Genomic DNA, 21,016 nt, shown 5'->3' on the forward strand with positions numbered 1-21,016 from the left:
CGACACCAGCTACCAACACAACCTCGGCATCCAAAAAGGCTGGATCAAATAACCGCAACACGCCCGGAAAAGACACACTTTTCTTTACTTAACCCACACACTTTTCTTTACTTAACCCCCGACGCCCAGCGCACCACTAACCAAAAGCAAAAAACGCCAGCTCCAACCGGAACTGGCGTTTAGAATTGCGACCCTGACGGGACTTGAACCCGCGACCTCCGCCGTGACAGGGCGGCGCGCTAACCAACTGCGCCACAGGGCCATCATGATTTTTAGTGGTACTCCCAACGGGATTCGAACCCGTGTTGCCGCCGTGAAAGGGCGGAGTCCTAGGCCTCTAGACGATGGGAGCCCGACTTAACGCTGCAAAGAGTTGGCCACTCAATGGCATATTCCGCGTACATCTGCAGTGTATGAACATTGCAATTGCGCGCGCTCTTAGCAACGTAAAGAACTATAGAGGATAAGTACCCTTTTCCCAAAATCTACGGTTGAACTGGAGTTTCTTACTATTTCCGCGGACGCTACTAGTACTCAGATAAGCTCGCAACTATGGCAATTCCGGATTTCATTGTTCAGCTCCGCGAAAAAGTGGGCCACGCTCCGCTCTGGCTCCCCGGTGTCACGGCTATCGTCATTCGCGATGTTCCGCCGAATGCACCGATGTACGCCTTGCCCGAGGTCTTGCTGGTTCGTCGCTCCGATAATGGTGAATGGACCCCAGTCACCGGAATTATCGACCCGGACGAGCAGCCTCACGACGCCGCCGTGCGAGAGGTAAAGGAAGAAACGGGACTCGATGTCACAGTTGAGGCCCTGCTTGGCACTGGCGCCGTTGGCCCTATCGAACACCTCAACGGCGATGTTGCCTCATATCTGGATATCTCCATGCGCTGCAGTGTTGTTGGCGACGACGTCCCCTATGTCGCTGATGATGAATCCACTGATGTCGGATGGTTCCAGATCTCACAGATGCCACCGATGAAGCCACGCTTCCGCTTGATAGTCGCCGATGCAGTGGCGCAGCTCAAGCACCCGGCGGGCTTCAAGCCACGGATGGGCTACCACAAGCGGGAAAAATAGGTACCGCGGAGAGCAAATGCAGGCAAGATACGACAAAACCCCAGGCCGTTAATAACCTGGGGTTTTGCGTGCTTGTGGGCCCTGCGGGGCTCGAACCCGCGACCTGCGGATTAAAAGTCCGTAGCTCTACCAGCTGAGCTAAAGGCCCGCGCAACAAAATAGCCTAGCAATTACGCGCTTGTTTTTAATAATTGCCCTCCGCGAGTTTTGCCCTGCCCGCGTCGATAAGTTCACGCCCCGGAACTTTTTACCCCTCCTGTCCGACTGAATTAATAAGCAGGAATACTGCGGACACTTGATGCAGGCTTCGACAAATCCGTCGGAGTACACGCATCGTTTATGTCTACTTTTTTCAGTCGAGGAAACATGGATGTCGTCGATATATCTCGTTGGCAATTTGGCATAACCACCGTCTACCACTTCATTTTTGTCCCGCTGACAATTGGTCTAGCTCCGCTCGTCGCGCTCATGCAGACACTGTGGGCCACGACGAAAAATGACCTCTGGTACCGAGCGACACGATTTTTCGGCACCATCTTCATTATTAACTTCGCCATGGGCGTAGCCACGGGTATCGTCCAGGAATTCCAGTTCGGTATGAACTGGTCGGAGTACTCCCGCATGATCGGTGATGTCTTCGGCGGCCCGCTGGCTCTTGAAGGACTCATCGCGTTCTTCCTGGAATCCACCTTCCTGGGCCTATGGATTTTCGGCTGGGGGCGTATCCCCACCTGGATGCACACGCTCTCGATTTGGATTGTCGCCATTGCGGTGAATATCTCGGCGTATTTCATCATCGTCGCCAATTCGTTCATGCAGCATCCTGTGGGTGCGGTCTACAACCCGGAAACCGGCCGCGCAGAGCTGACAGACTTTGGCGCATTGCTGACGAACTCGACCGCCCTAGCAGCTTTCCCGCATGCCGTGGCCAGCTCTTTCCTTACCGCCGGCACGCTCGTTGTCGGCGTCAGTGGCTGGTGGCTGGTTCAGAGCCGCCGCGGTGGCCAGAGCAATACTGTTCACGAACGGACGTTTCACAAGTCCATGAAGGTCGGGCTCTGGACAACTGTGCTCAGCTCGCTGGCGGTGTTTATCACCGGCGATATCCAGGCCAAGCTTATGTTCGAGCAGCAGCCGATGAAGATGGCATCGGCCGAGTCCCTGTGCCACACGCAGACAGATCCAATGTTCTCGATTCTGACCGTCGGTACGCACAACAATTGCGACTCGGTGCTGCATCTCATCGAGGTGCCATGGGTGCTGCCTTTCCTGGCCGAGGGCAAGTTCAGTGGCGTCACGCTCCAGGGCGTGCAGGACCTGCAAGAAAAAGCTGAGGCGGTCTTCGGCCCAGGCAATTACTCTCCGAATCTGTTCGTCACATACTGGTCTTTCCGCGCCATGATTGGGCTCATGGTCGGTTCTCTGGCTATCGCGTTTTTCGCTTGGCTATTTACTCGCAAGGGGCGCGTGCCGACGGGCAAGCGAGCCCGCATTTTCGCCGCTTGCAGTATCCTCGCGATTCCGTTCCCGTTCTTGGCCAGCAGCGCTGGCTGGATCTTTACGGAGATGGGCCGTCAGCCCTGGATTGTGCACCCGAACCCGGATCACGCGGGCGACCCGCGCACCGAGCTGATTCGCATGACCGTCGATATGGGTGTGTCCGACCACGCACCGGCCACGGTGATTATCACCCTGGTGGGCTTTACCCTGCTCTACCTGATTTTGGCAGTGGTGTGGTTCTGGTTGATTCGCCGCGCAGTTATTGCCGGACCTCCGACCGAATCCGCTGAGGCTATCAACGCCATCGGCAATGACCCCGAGCACGCTGGCCCGTCGTCACCAATCGCTACCAATCTGGGCGCGATCATCTCGTCTCCGGTTCGATTCAACAAGGTCCATGCCCAGTCCGCTGCCAGCCCCGACTCCGAAGTCTCCGCGACTGAGGACACAAAGTAGATAAGGATGTATCTCTGACATGTTCGGATTAGATCTTCCCGTTTTGTGGTTTGTCCTGATCGCGTTCCTGTTCGCCGGCTACTTCCTTCTCGAGGGCTTTGACTTCGGCGTCGGAATGCTGCTGCCGTTCGTTGGCCGCGATGAACCGCGTCGTAAAGCGATGCTCGGAACTATCGGGCCGGTATGGGACGGCAACGAAGTGTGGCTAATTACCGCTGGCGGCGCGCTCTTCGCGGCGTTTCCGGAATGGTATGCGTCTATGTTTTCCGGCTTCTACCTGCCGCTCTTCCTGATTCTGGTGGCGTTGATTGTCCGTATCGTCGGGCTGGAATGGCGCTTCAAAGTCAACGATGAGCACTGGCGCGCCTGGTGCGACCGCGCGATTATCTTCGGCTCCTGGCTGCCTCCAATTCTGTGGGGCGTAGCGGTCGCGAACCTGGTGCGCGGTGTCCCGCTGAATGCCGACAAGAACTTGGACTCCGGCTTTAGTACCCTGCTCGGGTTGCTGAACCCGTACGCTCTGGTCGGCGGGATTGCGTTTGCGGCTGTGTTCGCTCTTCACGCAGTTACGTTCCTGCGGCTGAAGACCGCCGGCAAGCTACGCGACGAGGTCGGCAACGCCGCTCGAATTCCGGCACTGTCGGCGCTGATTTTTGGCGGCGTGTTCCTCATCTGGACACAGTTGGGATACGGAAAGACCTGGCTGTGGGCTGTTGTCGTTATCGCCGTCGCGGGGCTGGTCATTGCCATCTCCGCAACCGTAGGCAACCGCGACGGCATCGCTTTTTCCGCAACCGCCGTCACCGTGACTGCCGTCACCACCGTTGTCTTCGGCGCCATGTACCCGTACCTGATGCCGACGACGCTTGCCGACGGCGTCTCCCTCGATATCTGGAATTCCGCCTCTAACCCTTACACGCTGAAAATCATGACCTGGACCGCGCTGGTGATTACCCCACTGGTGATTGCCTACCAGGCGTGGACATACTGGGTATTCCGCAAGCGGTTGATGGCTGAGCGTAAGGTCTCGCAGTAGACCGTCCGTTGGAGGTTAGTTTCTAAAAAGTGGCACCTGTCGATCCGAAACTATTCAAGCTGTCGGCCCCAGCCTGGCGTTGGGTCATTTTCGCGGGCGCACTGACCGCCGCGAGCACAGGTGCCACAATCGCGTTGGGGCTGGCAATCGGCACTATTACGGCGCAGGTTCTGGGTGAGGCAACTCCTAATTGGACATTATTCGCGCTGATAGCCACGGCCGCTGTACTCGTTCGGGTGGCCTGCTCCTACGCGCTCGTGCGTTTCGGCCAATCTGCGGGTGCACGCGTGGCCACAGACCTGCGCAGCCGGGCACTGCGAGCCCTGGCTCTGCGCGATCCTCGCACTGTCGACACCGCGCACTGGCGCGCATTGCTTTCGGTCGGGCTCGATGGTGTGGCCGTCTACGTGGCGGAATTCCTCCCCGCACTGGTGGCCGCAGCGCTGGCTACCCCGATGGCACTGGTCGCAGTCGCATGGTTGGACCTCCCATCGGTTGCCATCGCGGTTGTCACGCTGCCACTCATTCCACTGTTCATGTGGCTGGTAGGTCGCCTCACTGAGGGCCACACAGAACGCCGTCTGGCCGACATCGGCACGGTGCGTGGTCAGATTCTCGACCTGGTCATCGGCCTGCCAACGCTCAAAGCGCACAACATGGCCGACACCCCCAGCGAGGAAATCAAGCGCCTGTCGACCCGCCACCGGAAATCCACCATGGAGGTCCTGCGCATCGCTTTCCTATCCGCGTCGGTCCTGGAATTCCTCACCACCCTGTCAATCGCCCTCATCGCCGTCGGCATCGGTTTCCGACTTCTGGGAGGCCACATGACGCTGGCAACCGGCCTGGCAGTGCTCATCATCGCCCCAGAAATCTATGGCCCGGTGCGCCAGGTTGGCCAGAAATTCCACGCCGCCCAGGACGGTGTGGTCGCTGCCACCGAAGTCACGGAACTGTTAGACAAGGACGCTGGCCAGACTCCAAACTCCACAGACACCACCTCTGAAACTGTGGAAGAGGTGGCCGAAGGAACGTCGTCAAGCAGTGTCCACAGCGCCCCCACGGTCGTGTTCGAACGCCTTTCCGCGCCGGGGCGAGACGGCGTGCGGCCAAGTGAATTAAGCGCCATCGCGCAGCCAGGCACAGTGACGGTGCTGGCGGGGCCGAACGGCGTGGGCAAGACGACAGCGCTGCTTGCGGTCGCCGGCATCGTGCACGAGGGGTTGGAAGGCTCCGTAACTATTCGCGACGGCCAGCGCATTCTCCGTGACCAGGATCTGCTGCGGCGCATCGCGTGGCTGCCCCAGCGCCCAGTGTTGGACGCAGCGACGGTGGGAGACAATTCGCGGCGCTCGCTCGGGCAACGTCAGCGGGAGGCGCTTCGGCGCGAGCTTGCCGACGACACCCGCGACCTCGTCCTCCTCGATGAACCGACAGCTCACCTGGATGCCGACAGTGCGCAGTCCGTGATTAGGCTCCTGCACGCACGTGCCCGGCGCGGAGCCACAGTGATTGCCACCAGCCATGATCCGCTGTTGATTGCGGCCGCCGACGGCGTGGTGGAGGTGCAGTCGCGATGACTACTCTGCAAGCGCTTCGTCGCCTGGTGAAACCCCGCGACCTGGTGTGGCCGGTGTTGGCGGGCATCATCACGCTGCTGTCCGCGCTGAGTCTGACCGTGGTGTCGGCGTGGCTGATTACGCGTTCTTGGCAGATGCCACCGCTGATGGACATCACCTTGGCGGTGACGTCTGTGCGCGCGCTGGGTATTTCGCGAGCTGCGTTTCGATACCTCGACCGGTTGGTCTCCCACGATGTGGCGTTGCGCACCGCCGAGCGCTCGCGCGTGAAGCTATGGGAGCATTTCGTGGCCGACCGTACGCTGGCGCTGCGTGAGCGTTCCGATATTGTCACAGCGCTTGGGGCGAATATTGACGCACTTGCCGATGCCGTCGTGCGATCAATAGTGCCCGCATTGGTGGCGCTGATGACCTCTCTCATCGCCGTCATTTTTGTGGCTCTACTCTCGCCTGCCGCTGCGGTTCTCCTGGCGGTGGGACTGCTTCTGGCCGGCGGTGTTGCTCCTTACCTGACGTATCGCACCACTGCGCGCTCAAGTCAGCGTCGCGCGGCCGCGCTTCAGTCGCATGCCGCTGCCGTCGAAGCGCTGCTTTCCGACGCCGCCGGCCTGCGTATCCACGGCCAGTTGGATGAGGCAGTCTCTGCCGCGTCATCCTCCAGCAAAACGGTTGCGGCCATCGATGACGCCGCAGGTCGAGCAAATGCCCGCGCCTCCGCACTGAGCACCGCGGCTAGCGTGTTGACCGCTGTCCTGACCGTGGTCGTAGCGTCGTGGTTAGTGACGGATTCGGCCGGGGGCGCTGGCGGCGGTTTGCTGCACTCTCCCGAGTGGCTGACGGTTCTGGTTCTGGTGCCGCTGGCGGCTTTTGAGTCGGTTGGTCCGCTGCCAGCTGCTGCGCAAACACTGGCGCAATCGAGGGAAGCCTTGCTGACGCTCGCGTCAAGTGCGAGTGAATCAGGGGAAGCGGATGCCATGCGCTCAGCCCCAGTCCCCACAGCGCCAATCCACACGTCCCCGCTCGCTCAGAACCACCTGACAGTTCGGCCAACTCTGCAGGTTCAAGACTTAATCGTGGGCTACCCCGACGACAACAGTTCGAATACTGCGGAAGAGCCCGCTGCCCAGCCAGCTCAACTGCCGATGCAAAACTTCGAGGTCACCTTTGGCGACTACCGGGAGATCACGGCGCCGTCGGGAAGCGGAAAGACCACGCTGCTGAAGACAATCGCCGGACTAATCCCGCCGGTTGCGGGCACGGTGACTATCACTGACGGAGACGGACGTGAGCTGTGGCGCAGTGCGGCAAGTGCCGGAGAGCCCCACGTAAACACGGAGCAGTGCGACTTGGTGCGTTTTATCGCCGAGGATGAGCACATTTTCGCCACGACGGTGCGGGACAACATCTCTATTGGTAACCCGCAGGTCAGCGACGATGACATCTACTCCGTACTGGACGCCGTGGGCCTGCGCAATTGGGTCGATGCCGCACCCGACGGCCTGGACACGATTCTGGACAGCGGCGCGGACAGTCTCTCGGGTGGTCAGCGGCGCAGGCTCATTCTCACCCGGGCACTTGTCAGCACAGCGCCAATCCTGCTTCTCGACGAACCCACCGAACACCTCGACGAAGAGTCGAACCACATCCTGGAAATTCTTCGGAATACCACCGACCTGCCCGGTGGGAGGGGTCGCCGGACGGTGATCGTCGTCAGGCATCCGCGGACGCAGCGCTAACCGGGGCGATTCAACCGGCCGCCCAAAACAGATTCGAAAACGGCAGTTCAGCGTGACACAATACTGTACGTGTTAGATACCTCCACGAGTCCACTCAGCGCCGCCAAGCCCGCCGATGCCACGTCCGCGCACATGCACATCGGCCCCTTTGAGCTCGCTTCCCCCGTGGTACTCGCTCCGATGGCCGGTGTCACCAACGTGGCATTCCGAACGCTGTGCCGCGAGCAGGAGCTGCAGCGTACAGGCACGGTCTCGGGCCTCTATGTCTGCGAGATGGTCACCGCGCGAGCACTGGTCGAGCACAACGAGAAGACCATGCACATGACCACCTTCGCGCCTGACGAAAACCCGCGCAGCCTGCAGCTCTACACCACTGACCCGAAGTGGACCTACGAGGCCGCAAAGATGATTGTCGACGAAAACCTCGCCGACCACATCGATATGAACTTCGGCTGCCCGGTACCGAAGGTCACTCGCAAGGGCGGCGGCTCGGCACTGCCGTATAAGCGCCGTCTCTTCGGCAACATCGTCGCCGCAGCGGTAAAAGCCACTGAGGGCACGGACATCCCGGTGACCGTGAAATTCCGCGTCGGTATCGACGACGAGCACCACACGCATCTCGATGCCGGCCGCATCGCCGCTGAGATGGGCGCCCAGGCTGTGGCTCTGCATGCCCGCACCGCAGCGCAGCGCTACTCCGGCCACGCTGACTGGTCGCAGATCGCGCGGCTGAAGGAGCACATGGTCGACTCCGGCTACAGCGATATCCCGGTGCTTGGCAACGGCGACATCTTTGCCTCCACCGATGCCCGCAAAATGCTCGACGAGACCGGCTGCGACGGTGTCGTCGTCGGTCGCGGCTGCCTTGGCCGCCCGTGGCTGTTCGCGCAGTTGTCCGCCGAGCTGCGTGGCGAAGAAGTGCCGCCGGCACCAACATTTGGTGAGGTCGCGGGGATTATCCGTCGTCACGCGGAACTGCTCGTGGAGCACGAGGGCGAACGTAAGGGCTGCCGCGACCTGCGCAAGCACATCGCCTGGTACCTGCGCGGTTACCCTGCCGGCAGTGAGGTGCGGAAGTCTCTTGCGCGCGTCGATTCGCTGGCAACGCTCGACGAGATTCTCGCACCGCTTTACGACGGCCCCAGCGCCCACGCCCGCCCGGAGGACGCCGACGGCGCCCGCGGCCGACAGGGGTCCCCTGCAAAGGTGGTCTTGCCGGAGGGCTGGCTGGACGACCCGGAGGACGACACCGTGCCCGAGGGCGCGGAGATTATGCACTCCGGTGGCTAAGCTTCGGTTCTGAGCGAGTGTTTACATAACTTTACGAGGGGTAATTGGGGGCTCCCCACTAACGCGCGACGTTGTTGAGGATTGCCTACTATGGAACGCATGCGCACTGTCTACCGAGAACAAATGGACAACTTGGCCCACAGCCTGATTGTGATGTGTGACCGAGTTGGCTCCATGCACAAGCTTGCGAACAAGGCCCTCTTTGAGGCTGATTTAGTCTCGGCTGAAACCGTTCTTTCCCAGATTGATTCTCTCGACGACCTGCGCCAGGATGCGGAGCAGCGAGCCTTCGAGCTGTTGGCCCGCGAAGCTCCTGTGGCTGGTGACCTCCGACAGATTGTCAGTGGCCTCTACATTGTCGAGGACATCTCCCGCATGGGCGCGTTGAGTGTGCATATTGCCAACGTTGCCCGGCGTCGCCACCCGAACAAGGCACTGCCGGAGCCCGTGGAGGGGTTCTTCCGCGAGATGGCCTCCGTATCTGAGCAGATGACGCACGAAACCCGTCAGGTGCTCATCGACTACGACGTTGACCAGGCATTGGCCTTGGATAAGACCGATGACAGCATCGATGACATTCACCAGCACCTGTTTACGCTGACCAACGACGATAATTGGCCGCACTCCCCTGCGCAGACAGTGGATGTCACCCTGCTGAGCCGCTTCTACGAGCGCTACGCGGATCACGCCGTCGAGGTTGCCGCCCGAATTATTTACCTGGCCACCGGTTACAAGCGCGATGTCTACCTGGACAAGCTCGAGGATGAGCGCGACCAGCGCAGCTTTAACCAACGCCTGCAGGCCTTGGAGCGTCACCTGCGGATGTAGGTTCGTGAAGCTGCAGGCTGTTGGGAGGCTGGGTGTTGGGCTGCTCGGCGGGCTGGGTGTTGGAGGGGGGGTGGGTGTTGGGCTGAGCTCTAGGGATGTTGGGGGTGGCTGCTGGCCTGGGGCGCGAGTTTTTAGGCCGGAGTGGAGCCGTTTTTAAGCCACACTGGGCTAAACACTGCCCCAGCCACAACACCGCCCCAGCCACAACACCGCCTCAAACCGAGAAACTGACTAGGTTTATGACACTTTACTGCGAGTAAACGTTATTCACCTGTCATAAACCTAGTCAGTAACTGTTTGCGCGATCACTTTTCGCGTTAGATGTCTGGAGAATGCCGATTCTTATATCGTGTCCATCCCCACGACCCAAGAGTCAGCCGCCACTCAAGAGACAGCAACAAAAGACTTCTTTGACATTAAATCTGGGGTGACTGCCAGAACACCCTGGTCTGCCCCATCAATGGGCACAACAATCACCACGTTACCTGCGATTTCACCGTTCTCATACACCGTCTCGAGGGTGTCAAACTCGTCAGGCGCCACCGCCCAAAGCTCCGTTTCGTCCGTGGTTTGGCCACCTGCAGTTACATAATTAATACCAAGCCAGGAACTCTGCCCCTGAGGGTCATTCCCCTTGTACTTTGCAGTAACATGCACAAGTCCGTATACAAACCCCTCTGGAGCAGGGTCATTGAACTGATTTTCCGCCAGAACCTCATCGTTAGCGTTTAGATTTACGCTATCGATAGTAATGGCCCACTGCTCACTTTCGATGGTCGTTCCAATCGGCAACGGATTCTCCCGACTACTGCCCACAGCACCAGAATCGGAAGAATCAGATTTGCTTCCATCCGGGCTAGAGGCAGTCGTATCCCGATTGAACGCATCATCCACGGCATTGCCTACCGAAGAAACAAATACAATTGGCGCAATGAGCAATCCCAACACAGAAAGAATCAGAGCGATAAGAGCTGGTTTTTTGGTAGTTGCGCGCTGAAACAGTCCGACGACCGATAAAAAAAATGCAACCGGTAGCGCCACCCAACCAATAATCAAAGCCCCCGGGATACAACCGAGTAAACCAATAATCGCAACTACAAGTGCAATGTAACCGACAATTGGCTTCGGCGCTTTCTCTTCGGCGATTACTGGCCAAGATTGCTCACCCACAGGGGAAAACTGAGGATTGAACTGCGCGTTTTGCTGGTTATCCATAATTGAATAACTCCTATGTAAATATATTTACCCAGATCCCTCTACAGTTTTCCGGGGGACGCTCGATTGCGTCTTCGGAAGATTACCCCGCCCGATAACAAACAGACAATTCCGCCCCAAAACAAACATTATTTTCACCCCCGGCCCCACACCGAAACAAACAGCAATCTCATAAACTGCAACAACAAATAGAACCCCGTACCTCGCGTGAACACGCGTGAAGTACGGGGCTCTTTCTTTTTGCTTCTTACGGCATACGCAAAGCGTTTAACCGAAGCGACCGGAGATGTAGTCCTCGGTTTCCTTCTTGTCTGGATTCTCGAAGATCTTCTTGGTCGGGCCAACCTCGACCAGGCGACCCGGCTTACCGGTTGCCTCGAGGGAGAAGAATGCGGTCTGATCGGACACACGAGCTGCCTGCTGCATGTTGTGGGTCACGATGACGATGGTGAATTCTTCCTTCAGCTCATGAATCAGGTCCTCGATTGCCAGGGTGGAAATCGGGTCCAGTGCGGAACACGGCTCGTCCATCAGCAGAACTTCCGGCTCAACTGCAATTGCACGTGCGATGCATAGACGCTGCTGCTGACCACCGGAGAGGCCGCCGCCCGGCTTGTCCAGGCGGTCCTTGACCTCATCCCAGAGGTTGGCGCCGCGCAGGGACTTCTCGGCAACCTCCTGGAGATGAGCCTTGTTCTTAACACCGGCCAACTTCAGGCCAGCCACGACGTTGTCCTCGATGGACATGGTCGGGAACGGGTTCGGGCGCTGGAACACCATACCGATGGTGTTACGAACAGAGACCGGATCGATCTTCGGGCCATAGATGTTTTCGCCGTCGAGAAGCACCTCGCCAGTGACGTAGGCACCCGGGATGACCTCGTGCATACGGTTCAGCGAACGGAGCACGGTGGACTTACCACAGCCGGACGGGCCAATGAATGCGGTAACAGAACGCGGCGGGACGTGCAGGTCGACGTTCTGCACAGCGTGGAAATCGCCGTAGTAGATGTTGACATCGTTAAGGTCTAGGCGCTTAGCCATGGTCTTTCAAAAACCTTCCTTGAAATAGCGGACGTTAGGCGCCCAGCATTAACTGCTCTTGACGGAGAACTTGGCGGATATGACGCGCGCCAGGATATTGATGAGGGCAATGATGAGAACCAGCGTGAGCGCTGCGCCCCACATCTTGTCGAATGCCGCACCGGTATTACCGGCCTTGTACATGTCCAGCATGAACAGCGGCAGCGAGGACTGCGACTGGCCGAACGGGTTATAGGTGATGATTCGTGAGGTTGCAACCAGGATCAGCATCGGTGCGGACTCACCCATGACGCGGGCGACGGCCAGCATGATGCCGGTGACGATGCCCGACAGTGCGGTCGGGAGCACGATCTTCAAAATGGTCTTCCACTTCGGAACACCCAGAGCGTAAGAGGCTTCACGCAACTCGTGCGGAACGATGCGCAGCATTTCCTCGGTGTTGCGGACAACGATTGGCAGCATCAGCAGAACCAGCGCCAGCGAGACGGCGAAACCGGAACGGCTCATGCCAAACATGACCACCCACATCGAGTAGATGAACAGCGACGCGACGATCGACGGCACACCGGAGAGGATGTCGACCATGAAGGTGGTGACCTTGCCCAGACGGGAGTTACCTGCATACTCGACCAAGTAGATGGCAACGAAGATACCGAACGGCACGGTCATGAGAGTCGTGACCAGAGCCTGAACCAAGGTACCGACGATTGCGTGAGCAACACCACCGGCAGACGCACCAACAGTGACACCGCGCTGGGAAGCAGTCCACCACTCACCACTCAGCAGTGACGGGGTGCCTCGGACGACAAGCTCGAAGAGAACCCACACCAGCGGGACCAGAGCAAGAGCCATGCAGAAGTAAATCAGGACCGTGGAGACGCTGTCCGCCACCTTGCGGGAACCCTTAATCTGGGTGAATGCCGACTCGGTGGTGGGGACCATGTCTGCAGGGCCGTGAGGCGAAGAATCAGTAGTTGAACTAGTCATTGTTACTTCTCGTTTCTTTTCCTACGACCTTGCTACTTCTTCGCAATCATTCGGGCTGCGGAGTTGACCACGAAGGTCAGCAAGAACAGCACCAAACCTGCGGACATGTAAGCGCCGGCCTTGAGGTTGTCATTGAACTCCGGTGCCGCATTAGCAATTGCGGTTGCGAAGGTGGTACCACCGTCGAAAAGCGAGCCACGGAATGCCGAGGACGGGGAGATTACGAGGTACAGAGCCATCGTCTCACCGAGGGCACGTCCCAGACCCAGCATCGAGCCGGAGATAAAACCAGAACGACCGAATGGCAGAATAGCCAGCTTGACCATCTCCCAACGGGTCGCACCGAGAGCCAGCGATGCCTCAATGTGACCACGCGGGGTCTGAACAAAGACCTCACGGGTGGTAGCCGCAATAACCGGCAGAATCATAATTGCCAGCACAATGCCACCGGTGAAGAGGTTTCGACCGGTCTCGAATGCCGGCGAGTTTGGGTACAGGGCAAACATCGGGATAAAGCCCAGTGTCTTAGCCAGCCACCCGTACAGACCAGCCAACGCCGGACCGAGAGCCATAAAGCCCCACAGACCGTAAACAATCGACGGCACTGCGGCCAGCAGATCCACGAGGTAACCCAGCGGCTTGACCATCTTCTTTGGCGCATAGGCAGTCAGGAAGATAGCAATACCCAGCGCAACCGGCATAGCCAGAATCAGCGCCAGGATGGAAACCGCGACGGTCACCAGAAACATGTTCGGAATACCGAAGTACATGGCGGAGGTATCCGCCAGGTTCCATCGTTCGGTATAGGTGAAGAAGTTCGCTTCGTTACGGGACATTGCCGGAACTGCGCGCAGGAGCAGGAACACTGCAATTGCGATGATGGCAGCAGTCACCAATGCGGAAGATCCTACCGCCAGAATCTTGAAGATTCGGTCACCAGGACGAACAACGCCGGACTGAATGGCTTGCTCTTCCGAGCTCTCGTCGCCGGAGGAATCCACCTGCGGTGCTGAGGACTGCAACAGACTGCTGTCTACAGCCTCCTGCTTCCCTTCAATGGGAGTCGAGGAACTCATGATCTCATTTCCTAAGTAGAAGTGATTTGTGCTTCAACGCACATGAAGACCGATTGGCCTCAGTACCCCTCTACGAGCGGTACCCAATCAACTGAGGTGTCGATATACAAAGCCAACCGGTCTACGTCAGGTTTTCGGCCTACAGCTCAGATCTGCGTGGCCGGCTGAAGTGATCCTCGCGCCAACCGGGTAACGACAGAGCCAACTCTGCTTTCACCCGCGTTGCGCGCAAAGAATTACTTGATAGCGTCAACCGCTGCGGACAGCTTGTCCTTGAACTCACCCTGAACCGGGATGTAACCCAGCTCTTCGAGCTCTGGGCCCTGGCCCTCTTCCAGAACAACCTTCAGGAAGTTCTTAACCAGGTCACGAGTCTGCTCGTCGTAACCAGCGGAGCAGACGATTTCGTAAGTGGTCAGAACCAGCGGGTAAGCGCCTTCCTCGTCCATTGCGAACAGAGCGTCGGTGTCAACAACCATGTTGTGACCCTCAGTCTTGAACGTGACGGAATCCAGAGCCTTACCGACGGTGTCGTTGTTCAGCTCAACCGGACCATGACCGAAGTCCATCTTGGCGATGCCCAGGTCCTTGTCCTCAGCGAAGCCAGCCTCGACGTAGGTGATAGCACCGTCGATGTTGGCGACCTCGTTGACAACACCAGCCGAGCCGTTAGCACCCTGGCCAGTAGCAGTCGGGAAGGACTTGGAGGCCTCGTGCTGCCACTGCTCCGGAGCAGCTGCGCTCAGGAACTTCATGAAGTTATCAGTAGTACCGGACTCCTCAGAGCGGTAGACAACCTTGATGTCCTTCTCCGGAAGATCGACACCCTCGTTGACCTCAGCGATCTTCGGGTCGTTCCACTTGGTGATCTTGCCGTCGAAGATTTCAGCAACCAGAGCCGGGGTCAGAGCGACGTCAACACCCTCGAGGTTGTAGGCAACGGCAACCGGACCGATAACCATCGGCAGGTGCCATGCTTCATTGCCGTCGCAGCGCTTCTTAGCCTCTGCGACCTGGTCCTTGCCGTCCTTCTCCTTCAGCGGGGAGTCAGAGCCAGCGAAAGCAACGGTGCCGGCAATGAACTGAGTCTGACCGGAACCAGAGCCAGATGCGTTGTACGACAGGGTCGAGCCGGTCTCTTCAAACTTGGTGGCAAACAGATCCATGGCGCGCTGCTGCGAGGTAGCGCCCTCGCCCTGCAGCTCACCGGTGACGTCAGCCAGACCCTCAACGTTAGAAGCGCCTTCGCCGCCCTCTTCAGAGCAAGCAGCCAGGGTAAGGCTTGCAACAGCGGCCAGACCAATGACAGATGCCGCACGGTTCTTCTTCAGCACAGTAAATCCTCCGGGGTTTTACACAATGAGTGAAACAGTTCACGTGGAACCGCCACACTCCGGTCCACTGCGCTGAACCTATCTACCGATAGTAACCGGAACCTGTTCAGAACATTAACAATTGGTGAACGTCGCAAGTAATTCTTTATATATCCTCATTTTCCCTGTAAGAGGCCCTAAAATGCGCCCCTGAAACACTGAAGTTTGGACAGCATCTCCCCAAAATCACAAATATCATTGCCCCGCGACAGAGGAAAACCACCTAAAACTGAGACAAACCTAAGCTCACCCTCTCCAATAAATCACCCCTCCCCAACAACTCGCCTCCAATAAACCGAACCGTCACATTTACGCGCCGTACATCACATCACGGCGAGCCACTTCAAAGCCGACCGCACGGTAAGTGCGCACTGCCGGCGCATTGTCGCCTTCGACATAGAGAATTACCTTTTCCGCTCCCCGGCTCCGGAGATGGGAAAGTCCAACATTGGTCAACCATCGCCCCAGACCGCGTCCGCGCGCCTTCGAGCGCAGTCCAATCACATAGACCTCACCAGTTGGCACAGACTCCTCAGCGTGCCACTTCGTCCAGTGGAAACCGCAAATCTCCTCCGCACTGTCGCGCGCCCCGGCCACATCCGCAGCAAAGAACACGCCCTCCGGGTCGAACCACTGCACATCCCGAGCGCGATCGAGTTGTGGCTGTGACCAACCACCCTGCTCCGGATGCCAATCAAACGCCTCGTTATTCACTGCCAACCACGCTCGATCTACCGCTGCCGCGCCCCACTTCGCACGTGCCGCAGTCAGGGTCAAGGCTTCAACATCATCACGCTTATCGCCGTCCCCCGCCGCCTTCTCCAACGCTGAGCCCGAAACGGACATCTGCAACAGCTCGCGGACAACCTTGCGTCCCGTCAACTCTGCCAAGCGGCTGGCACCGGCGACATCACCGTGAGCCCAGATAGGCAGACGCTCGCCGACCTCAGCATCGATGTGCGCAAGCAGCTTCGCCCCCACTCCTTGCTTACGAAACTCCGGGTCAACAACCATCTCCACAGCATCCGGCGCAACGGCGGCCAGGCCCAAGTAACGGTCGTTCTCAATAATCGCAAAGTGTCGATGCCCGAAAGATTCGTCGTCAAGCCCTCGGACGAAAGCCTCGCCGAACGCCTCCACGCCGTCGGCGGAGTGGGCGTGCTGCAGTAGCGTATCGGCGGCGGTGGTGTCTACGTCAAGCAGTTCGGTTACGTTCATACGCCCCACCCTATACACAGCAGCGAATTCAACACTTCCCCGATGTCGTCTGAGCCAAAAGCGATGGGGTACTAATAGAGTGTGTCCATTTCCCGACGACAGAAGAAGATCGGTGGCTCTATCCTCGCCGTTGCCGCGCTGGTGATTGCCACCGACATGGGCTTCGCCAGCCATGCGGAGTACAAGCTCTCCGAGCATATTCAGGAGACTGCTCAGCTGGAGATGACCCCATACGTCGCCATTGGTGGCAAGGCCTACTTGTCCTCTTTTGTTACGGGAAAATGGAGCTCCGTAACCTCGCGCATCCGCGATGTCGAGGTGCCCGACTTCGGCTTGGTATCTCTGGAGTACGGAGCCTCCAACGTTAAGGTCCCGGCATCGGCGGTGCTCAGCGGTAATTTCCCAGAATCGCCGACGAAGCAGTACTTCACTAAGCTCTCGCTCGACGGTGTCTCTCTGGGAAACAAGCTGGGACTGACAGACTTGAGTATCCAGAGCCTGAAGGACTCCTCCCCCACCGGCGGCTGGGAGACCGAGGCTATCTTCGAGGCCACGCCAGCCGGATGGCAGGGAAAAACCCAGGTTACGGCGAAGTTGCGCATTGTCAGCCGCGACGTGGTCATTACGCCGATGGAGATTATTTCTGCGCCCTCGTCCCCAACGGATTCTAAAAGCCACATCAAACCTGAGCTGTCTGAGGCTGATACGCAGCACATCATGGACACCTTCGCTCTGACGCTGCGGGATTCAGAGATACCGATGGGCATGCCGGCGACTCGCGTGTACGTGTCGGGCGGTTCTATCACCATCGAAGGCGAACAGATTCTGTGCACCGTGTCGCCAACAAACTTCATGCCGCCGACATCCCAGCAGGATGCCGAGGCGTCAGCTCAATCCACGGAGAAGCTGCCGGAGAAGAACTGTCGGGTGCGTCGCTAAGGCCGTCGTCAAGCATCGCCGTTAAGCGTCGGTGCAGCGTTAGCACCATGCGACAACAGCCCATACATGGCCACAAGAGCTTCAGCGGTAGAGTGTGAAGCATGACCGAGAAGAATGGCAGCAACCAGACAGACGCCGCTGCACAGGAGCCTGCAGCTGCGGAAGCCCCTCGCCTCGACGGCAACGAGGCCATCAACCGCGCGGCCGAACAGGCCAAGAGCACCGCTACGCGCAACATCACTGAGCTTGAGGGGCTCCCGATCCCCGACGAGACCGCTAACCTGCGCTTCGGCCCGAATATTCACGACGGCCTGCTGGCACTACTGCCGCTGGTCGGCGTGTGGCGCGGTGAGGGGCAGGCGAACACTGTCGTCGACGGCGAGTACAACTTCGGCCAGCAGCTCATTTTCAGCCACGATGGCGAGAACTACCTGAAGTATGAGTCGCGCATCTGGAAGCTGGACGAAGAAGGCAAGCCGACCGGCCCTGACCAGCGCGAAACAGGATTTTGGCGCATTAACAACGAGGACGAGATTGAGTTCATCTGCGTCCACTCCACCGGCGTCACTGAGATTTACTACGGCAAGCCGGTCTCCGAGCGCGCATGGGAGCTGCAAGCAGCCTCCACAATGGTCACTGCTACCGGTCCTGCATCCCTTGGCCCGGGCAAGCGCCTCTACGGGCTGATGCCGAACAACGATCTCGGGTGGGTAGACGAGCGCCTGCGGGATGAGGAGTTCGCTCCCCGCATGTCCGCGCAGCTCAAGCGCTACGCGGGCTAGGTTCTCCCCGCTTTACGACGGGCGTTGTGGGGCCCTACTGCGTCGCCAGCGCCTCGTCGCACAGATCGCGGAATTCCTTTTCCGCGATTGCATCCGGCTGCCGGATGGGCTCACCATCGATGGACTTAACCACGACCGCGATACGCACCGAAGACACTAGCCACACCGCATCGGCGGTGAATAGGTCCCCGGGAACCAGGACCGTCGGGGTGACTTTCCAGCCGCAGTTGGCGGCTGTTTCAAACAGCGCTGCCTGAGTCGTGCCCGGCAGCACTCCTTCACCGGGGTTGGGAGTCAGCAGCTCATTGCCGCGCTGAACGATGATGGTCGATGTTGGGCCTTCCAAGAGCTTGCCCTCTGCGGAGGTGAAGATGACATCGTCAAACCCCTTGGACTTGGCATAGCGCAAAGCGGCCATATTAGCTGCGTATGACAACGTTTTCGCGCCGATGAGCGCCCACGGTGCACGGGAGCCAAGGTCGAGCGAGAAACCGCGCTCTGCAAGCATGACCGATACCGGCTTCAGACGGTTTTCCGCCACCTTTTCCGCGGAGCTAGCCAAAACGTAGCCAGTCGGCTCTCCGGTGGACTCGCGACCACGCGAGTACACCCACCGCAACGTCGCATCCCCCTCAATTGACCTATCGCGCAACTCCTGTAGTGCGACCTCGGTAGCCGCCCGCCACTGCTGCAGATCTGGGGTTGGCAAATCCAGCATTAGCGCTGACGATGCGAATCGCTTCTCATGCCGGTCGGTATTACAGGTATGACCACCCCTGACCAGGAGTGTTTCAAAAACTCCGTCGCCGCGAATAGCTCCGAGATCATCCGCGTAGAGGAACGGCTGTCCTGCCTCGACAGCAATCGGGCCGCCGTCTGCAAAGACGTCGATAAGCACTAGAGAAGAAAGCGAATCCGTCATACACACAAGCTTAATCCATGCTTAATTTGAGGATTTCTGGTTAACATGAGGGAGTGAGTGTTGAGTATGTAAGTCCTTTGATGTCTCACGTGGCTGGCGCCGCTGCCCTCGAACTGGGCGGACAGATGGAAGGTTTGGAGAAGGCCTCAGAGAACGCCCCAGACGGAAACTCAGCGAAAAACGTTGAGCAAACCGCAGGGCAAGCTAGCGTGGCATGGCACTACGGCCGTCCGCTGGTAGAGCAACGTCATCTGCAGGAGGACTGCGGCGTAGTAGATCGCTCGTACTACCGCGTTATTGAGGTCACTGGCGAGGATCGCCTGACTTACCTCAACACACTTTTTTCGCAGAAGGTCGACGAAGCCGCTCCCGGCACTGTCACTGAAGCACTGAACCTGGATGCAAACGGTCACGTTCTCCATCACATGACGTTGACTGTTTTGGACGATTCCGTGCTTATCGACGTGCCCCCTGCCGGCTTCGACTCCCTGTTGAAGTACCTGAACATGATGGTGTTCTGGTCCAAGGTGGAAATTGCTGAGGTAGAACGGGCGATTATTTCCGTCATGGGGCCGAATGCCCCTGAGGTACTGGTAGCCGCTGGCCTCGCATTCCCGCAGGTGGGTAAAGCTACGACTGTGGGACATTCCTACGTCCGGCACCTGCCGTGGCCACGCGGGGGGCGTGTGGATGTGCTCGTACGCCGACAGGATTTAGTCGGTGCTTGGGACGCGCTGGTGGCCGCTGGCGCCTCCCCAGTCGGCCTGATGGGCTGGGAGGCCGAACGCGTAGTCTCCTTGCGGCCAGAGCTGGGAATCGACGTAGACGAGAAGATGATTCCGCATGAGGCTCCCCGCTGGATTGCCTCTGAATTCGACACGGCTGCCGTGCACTTGGACAAGGGCTGCTATCGCGGCCAAGAGACGGTATCACGTGTCCACAATGTTGGTCGCTCCCCACGAGTTTTGGTGATGCTGCAGCTCGACGGCTCGGCCACCCTGCCGGAAACCGGCGATCCCGTGATGATGGGCAAGCGCGCCGTGGGCCGCGTGGGCACCGTCGTGCAACATGCCGATTACGGCCCGATTGCTTTGGCTCTGCTTAAACGCTCAGCTCAGGAGCGCGAGGGCCTTGTGGTGGGTGACTGCGCCGTGGCCGTCGACCCTTCCTCCATCGACCGCGTTGAGCAGCTGCCGCCGGGCCGTGTGGCCATCAACCGCCTGCGTGGGAAATAGGTAACAGGAAATAGGTAAAGCCACCAGACAGAGTGGTGAAAAAATAACTTTTTCCATTCTTTTTCAGAAAGGACATTTCCCCAGGCCACAGCACATATTGAGTTGTCTGAGCGCGAGGACACGACCCACTATGGGCCTCCCCGCGTAACCCCTTCGTCTAAAAATCGGCTATGGTGTCTTACAGGAATTAACGCAATAAGACATAAGTGGGTCGGCCGTATCCCCGTGCCGCCCCACGGATTACACAAGGGGGTCAGGCCATGGGTCGCGGCCGTGCGAAAGCAAAGCAGGCGAAGGTTGCCCGTCAGCTCAAGTACGATTCACCAGAAATGGATTTGGAACGTCTGCAGCGGGAACTCGTCGGCAAGTCGAACGAGTCCGATCGAGACGACTATTACTCTGACTGGGAGGAATGGGCCTCAGGCGCTGGTCGCGACAGCTAGCGCAAGCTAACCGCTGTCGTATTTTCCGCAAAGCGTTTCTATTTCAATAAAACAAGCACCCACCAACGATTCCGTTGGTGGGTGCTTGCTTTTGCTTAGTCGACTGCGATTATGTTCGGCCGTTTATGCTCGGCCGCAGCGGATCAATCCGAGTTACTGACTGCGTTTATGACAAAAATCGCCCGGTAGGTTCAGGCGGTGAATGCATCACCACTTTCGACCAGGAGAAGTAGTGAAGCAAACCCGCCGAACGAAATACAGTGCCATCAAACC

Annotated in this window: 18 protein-coding genes and 3 tRNA genes; 11 read left to right on the forward strand and 10 right to left on the reverse strand. The window is 58.6% G+C overall.

From position 1 onward, the window contains the following. Positions 1-188: 188 nt before the first annotated feature. A tRNA-Asp gene (locus HMPREF1206_RS00110) sits at positions 189-262 on the reverse strand. A gap of 14 nt (positions 263-276) precedes the next feature. Then, positions 277-352: transfer RNA gene (locus HMPREF1206_RS00115), tRNA-Glu, on the reverse strand. 200 nt (positions 353-552) lie between these two features. On the opposite strand from HMPREF1206_RS00115, the gene HMPREF1206_RS00120 reads away from it, so the two are divergent. Next, positions 553-1,083 carry an NUDIX domain-containing protein gene (locus HMPREF1206_RS00120; protein ID WP_016421372.1) on the forward strand — a complete coding sequence of 177 codons (531 nt, stop codon included), beginning with the start codon at positions 553-555 and terminating at the stop codon, positions 1,081-1,083. 75 nt (positions 1,084-1,158) lie between these two features. On the opposite strand, the gene HMPREF1206_RS00125 is transcribed toward HMPREF1206_RS00120, so the two are convergent. Next, positions 1,159-1,231 (reverse strand) — tRNA-Lys (locus tag HMPREF1206_RS00125). 218 nt (positions 1,232-1,449) lie between these two features. On the opposite strand from HMPREF1206_RS00125, the gene HMPREF1206_RS00130 reads away from it, so the two are divergent. The 6 genes from HMPREF1206_RS00130 to phoU all read left to right on the forward strand — a co-directional run bounded on the left by HMPREF1206_RS00130 (position 1,450) and on the right by phoU (position 9,509). Beyond that, a complete protein-coding gene (locus HMPREF1206_RS00130) occupies positions 1,450-3,039 on the forward strand; it encodes a cytochrome ubiquinol oxidase subunit I (protein ID WP_016421373.1) in 1,590 nt (529 codons plus the stop codon). Between the two features lie 19 nt (positions 3,040-3,058). After that, the gene (gene cydB, locus HMPREF1206_RS00135) at positions 3,059-4,075 is read left to right on the forward strand and encodes a cytochrome d ubiquinol oxidase subunit II (RefSeq protein WP_016421374.1); all 1,017 of its coding nucleotides are present in this window, start codon (positions 3,059-3,061) and stop codon (positions 4,073-4,075) included. Positions 4,076-4,104: 29 nt separating this feature from the next. Continuing rightward, positions 4,105-5,655, forward strand: a complete 1,551-nt coding sequence (locus HMPREF1206_RS00140; RefSeq protein ID WP_016421375.1) for an ABC transporter ATP-binding protein/permease — start codon at positions 4,105-4,107, stop codon at positions 5,653-5,655. Then, entirely contained in the window at positions 5,652-7,391 is a 1,740-nt protein-coding gene (cydC, locus tag HMPREF1206_RS00145) for a thiol reductant ABC exporter subunit CydC (RefSeq protein ID WP_016421376.1), read from the forward strand. The genes HMPREF1206_RS00140 and cydC overlap by 4 nt, the downstream gene beginning before the upstream one ends. 132 nt (positions 7,392-7,523) lie before the next feature. Further along, positions 7,524-8,681: a tRNA dihydrouridine synthase DusB gene (gene dusB, locus HMPREF1206_RS00150; RefSeq protein WP_042388893.1), complete on the forward strand. Its 1,158-nt coding sequence runs from the start codon at positions 7,524-7,526 to the stop codon at positions 8,679-8,681. A 99-nt stretch (positions 8,682-8,780) separates the two neighbouring features. Continuing rightward, positions 8,781-9,509: a phosphate signaling complex protein PhoU gene (gene phoU / locus HMPREF1206_RS00155; protein WP_042388895.1), complete on the forward strand. Its 729-nt coding sequence runs from the start codon at positions 8,781-8,783 to the stop codon at positions 9,507-9,509. 384 nt (positions 9,510-9,893) lie between these two features. Here the strand turns inward: phoU and HMPREF1206_RS00160 are convergent, their stop codons facing one another. The 6 genes from HMPREF1206_RS00160 to mshD all read right to left on the reverse strand — a co-directional run bounded on the left by HMPREF1206_RS00160 (position 9,894) and on the right by mshD (position 16,422). Beyond that, the gene (locus tag HMPREF1206_RS00160; protein WP_016421379.1) at positions 9,894-10,724 is read right to left on the reverse strand and encodes a hypothetical protein; all 831 of its coding nucleotides are present in this window, start codon (positions 10,722-10,724) and stop codon (positions 9,894-9,896) included. Between the two features lie 267 nt (positions 10,725-10,991). Next, positions 10,992-11,768, reverse strand: coding sequence for a phosphate ABC transporter ATP-binding protein PstB (pstB, locus tag HMPREF1206_RS00165; protein ID WP_016421380.1), 777 nt, complete (start codon positions 11,766-11,768; stop codon positions 10,992-10,994). A 48-nt stretch (positions 11,769-11,816) separates the two neighbouring features. Beyond that, entirely contained in the window at positions 11,817-12,710 is an 894-nt protein-coding gene (gene pstA / locus HMPREF1206_RS00170; protein WP_042388200.1) for a phosphate ABC transporter permease PstA, read from the reverse strand. A gap of 77 nt (positions 12,711-12,787) precedes the next feature. Further along, positions 12,788-13,831 (reverse strand): phosphate ABC transporter permease subunit PstC, encoded by a 1,044-nt coding sequence (gene pstC / locus HMPREF1206_RS00175; RefSeq protein WP_016421382.1) that lies wholly within the window; start codon positions 13,829-13,831, stop codon positions 12,788-12,790. A gap of 236 nt (positions 13,832-14,067) precedes the next feature. Next, positions 14,068-15,165 (reverse strand): phosphate ABC transporter substrate-binding protein PstS, encoded by a 1,098-nt coding sequence (gene pstS, locus HMPREF1206_RS00180; protein ID WP_016421383.1) that lies wholly within the window; start codon positions 15,163-15,165, stop codon positions 14,068-14,070. A 348-nt stretch (positions 15,166-15,513) separates the two neighbouring features. Further along, positions 15,514-16,422 (reverse strand): mycothiol synthase, encoded by a 909-nt coding sequence (gene mshD / locus HMPREF1206_RS00185; protein ID WP_016421384.1) that lies wholly within the window; start codon positions 16,420-16,422, stop codon positions 15,514-15,516. Between the two features lie 81 nt (positions 16,423-16,503). Between mshD and HMPREF1206_RS00190 the strand changes: the two genes are divergently transcribed. Next, on the forward strand, positions 16,504-17,361 hold the full coding sequence (locus HMPREF1206_RS00190; protein WP_016421385.1) for a DUF2993 domain-containing protein: 858 nt from the start codon (positions 16,504-16,506) through the stop codon (positions 17,359-17,361). 101 nt (positions 17,362-17,462) lie between these two features. Beyond that, complete coding sequence (locus HMPREF1206_RS00195) at positions 17,463-18,143, forward strand: FABP family protein (RefSeq protein ID WP_016421386.1); 681 nt, start codon at positions 17,463-17,465, stop codon at positions 18,141-18,143. Between the two features lie 34 nt (positions 18,144-18,177). On the opposite strand, the gene HMPREF1206_RS00200 is transcribed toward HMPREF1206_RS00195, so the two are convergent. Further along, entirely contained in the window at positions 18,178-19,065 is an 888-nt protein-coding gene (locus HMPREF1206_RS00200) for an aminodeoxychorismate lyase (RefSeq protein WP_016421387.1), read from the reverse strand. Between the two features lie 80 nt (positions 19,066-19,145). Here HMPREF1206_RS00200 and HMPREF1206_RS00205 point away from each other — a divergent pair, with 80 nt between their 5' ends. Together HMPREF1206_RS00205 and HMPREF1206_RS00210 are read left to right on the forward strand one after the other, a co-directional pair. Next, positions 19,146-20,300 (forward strand): folate-binding protein YgfZ, encoded by a 1,155-nt coding sequence (locus tag HMPREF1206_RS00205; RefSeq protein WP_016421388.1) that lies wholly within the window; start codon positions 19,146-19,148, stop codon positions 20,298-20,300. 260 nt (positions 20,301-20,560) lie between these two features. Beyond that, a complete protein-coding gene (locus HMPREF1206_RS00210) occupies positions 20,561-20,743 on the forward strand; it encodes a DUF3073 domain-containing protein (RefSeq protein WP_005511943.1) in 183 nt (60 codons plus the stop codon). Positions 20,744-21,016: the final 273 nt, after the last annotated feature.

Origin of the sequence: Corynebacterium sp. HFH0082 (assembly GCF_000411235.1) — a bacterium.
Taxonomy (GTDB): Bacteria; Actinomycetota; Actinomycetes; order Mycobacteriales; family Mycobacteriaceae; genus Corynebacterium; species Corynebacterium jeikeium_D.

Excerpts from the sequence above, each read along its gene's own strand:
- dusB (WP_042388893.1), top strand. The coding sequence starts at position 7,524 with ATGCACATCGGCCCCTTTGAGCTCGCTTCCCCCGTGGTACTCGCTCCG.
- HMPREF1206_RS00130 (WP_016421373.1), top strand. The coding sequence starts at position 1,450 with ATGGATGTCGTCGATATATCTCGTTGGCAATTTGGCATAACCACCGTC.
- pstA (WP_042388200.1), bottom strand. The coding sequence starts at position 12,710 with ATGGTCCCCACCACCGAGTCGGCATTCACCCAGATTAAGGGTTCCCGC.
- HMPREF1206_RS00200 (WP_016421387.1), bottom strand. The coding sequence starts at position 19,065 with ATGACGGATTCGCTTTCTTCTCTAGTGCTTATCGACGTCTTTGCAGAC.
- HMPREF1206_RS00205 (WP_016421388.1), top strand. The coding sequence starts at position 19,146 with ATGTCTCACGTGGCTGGCGCCGCTGCCCTCGAACTGGGCGGACAGATG.
- cydB (WP_016421374.1), top strand. The coding sequence starts at position 3,059 with ATGTTCGGATTAGATCTTCCCGTTTTGTGGTTTGTCCTGATCGCGTTC.
- HMPREF1206_RS00210 (WP_005511943.1), top strand. The coding sequence starts at position 20,561 with ATGGGTCGCGGCCGTGCGAAAGCAAAGCAGGCGAAGGTTGCCCGTCAG.
- HMPREF1206_RS00160 (WP_016421379.1), bottom strand. The coding sequence starts at position 10,724 with ATGGATAACCAGCAAAACGCGCAGTTCAATCCTCAGTTTTCCCCTGTG.
- HMPREF1206_RS00120 (WP_016421372.1), top strand. The coding sequence starts at position 553 with ATGGCAATTCCGGATTTCATTGTTCAGCTCCGCGAAAAAGTGGGCCAC.
- phoU (WP_042388895.1), top strand. The coding sequence starts at position 8,781 with ATGCGCACTGTCTACCGAGAACAAATGGACAACTTGGCCCACAGCCTG.
- cydC (WP_016421376.1), top strand. The coding sequence starts at position 5,652 with ATGACTACTCTGCAAGCGCTTCGTCGCCTGGTGAAACCCCGCGACCTG.
- mshD (WP_016421384.1), bottom strand. The coding sequence starts at position 16,422 with ATGAACGTAACCGAACTGCTTGACGTAGACACCACCGCCGCCGATACG.
- HMPREF1206_RS00195 (WP_016421386.1), top strand. The coding sequence starts at position 17,463 with ATGACCGAGAAGAATGGCAGCAACCAGACAGACGCCGCTGCACAGGAG.
- pstB (WP_016421380.1), bottom strand. The coding sequence starts at position 11,768 with ATGGCTAAGCGCCTAGACCTTAACGATGTCAACATCTACTACGGCGAT.
- pstC (WP_016421382.1), bottom strand. The coding sequence starts at position 13,831 with ATGAGTTCCTCGACTCCCATTGAAGGGAAGCAGGAGGCTGTAGACAGC.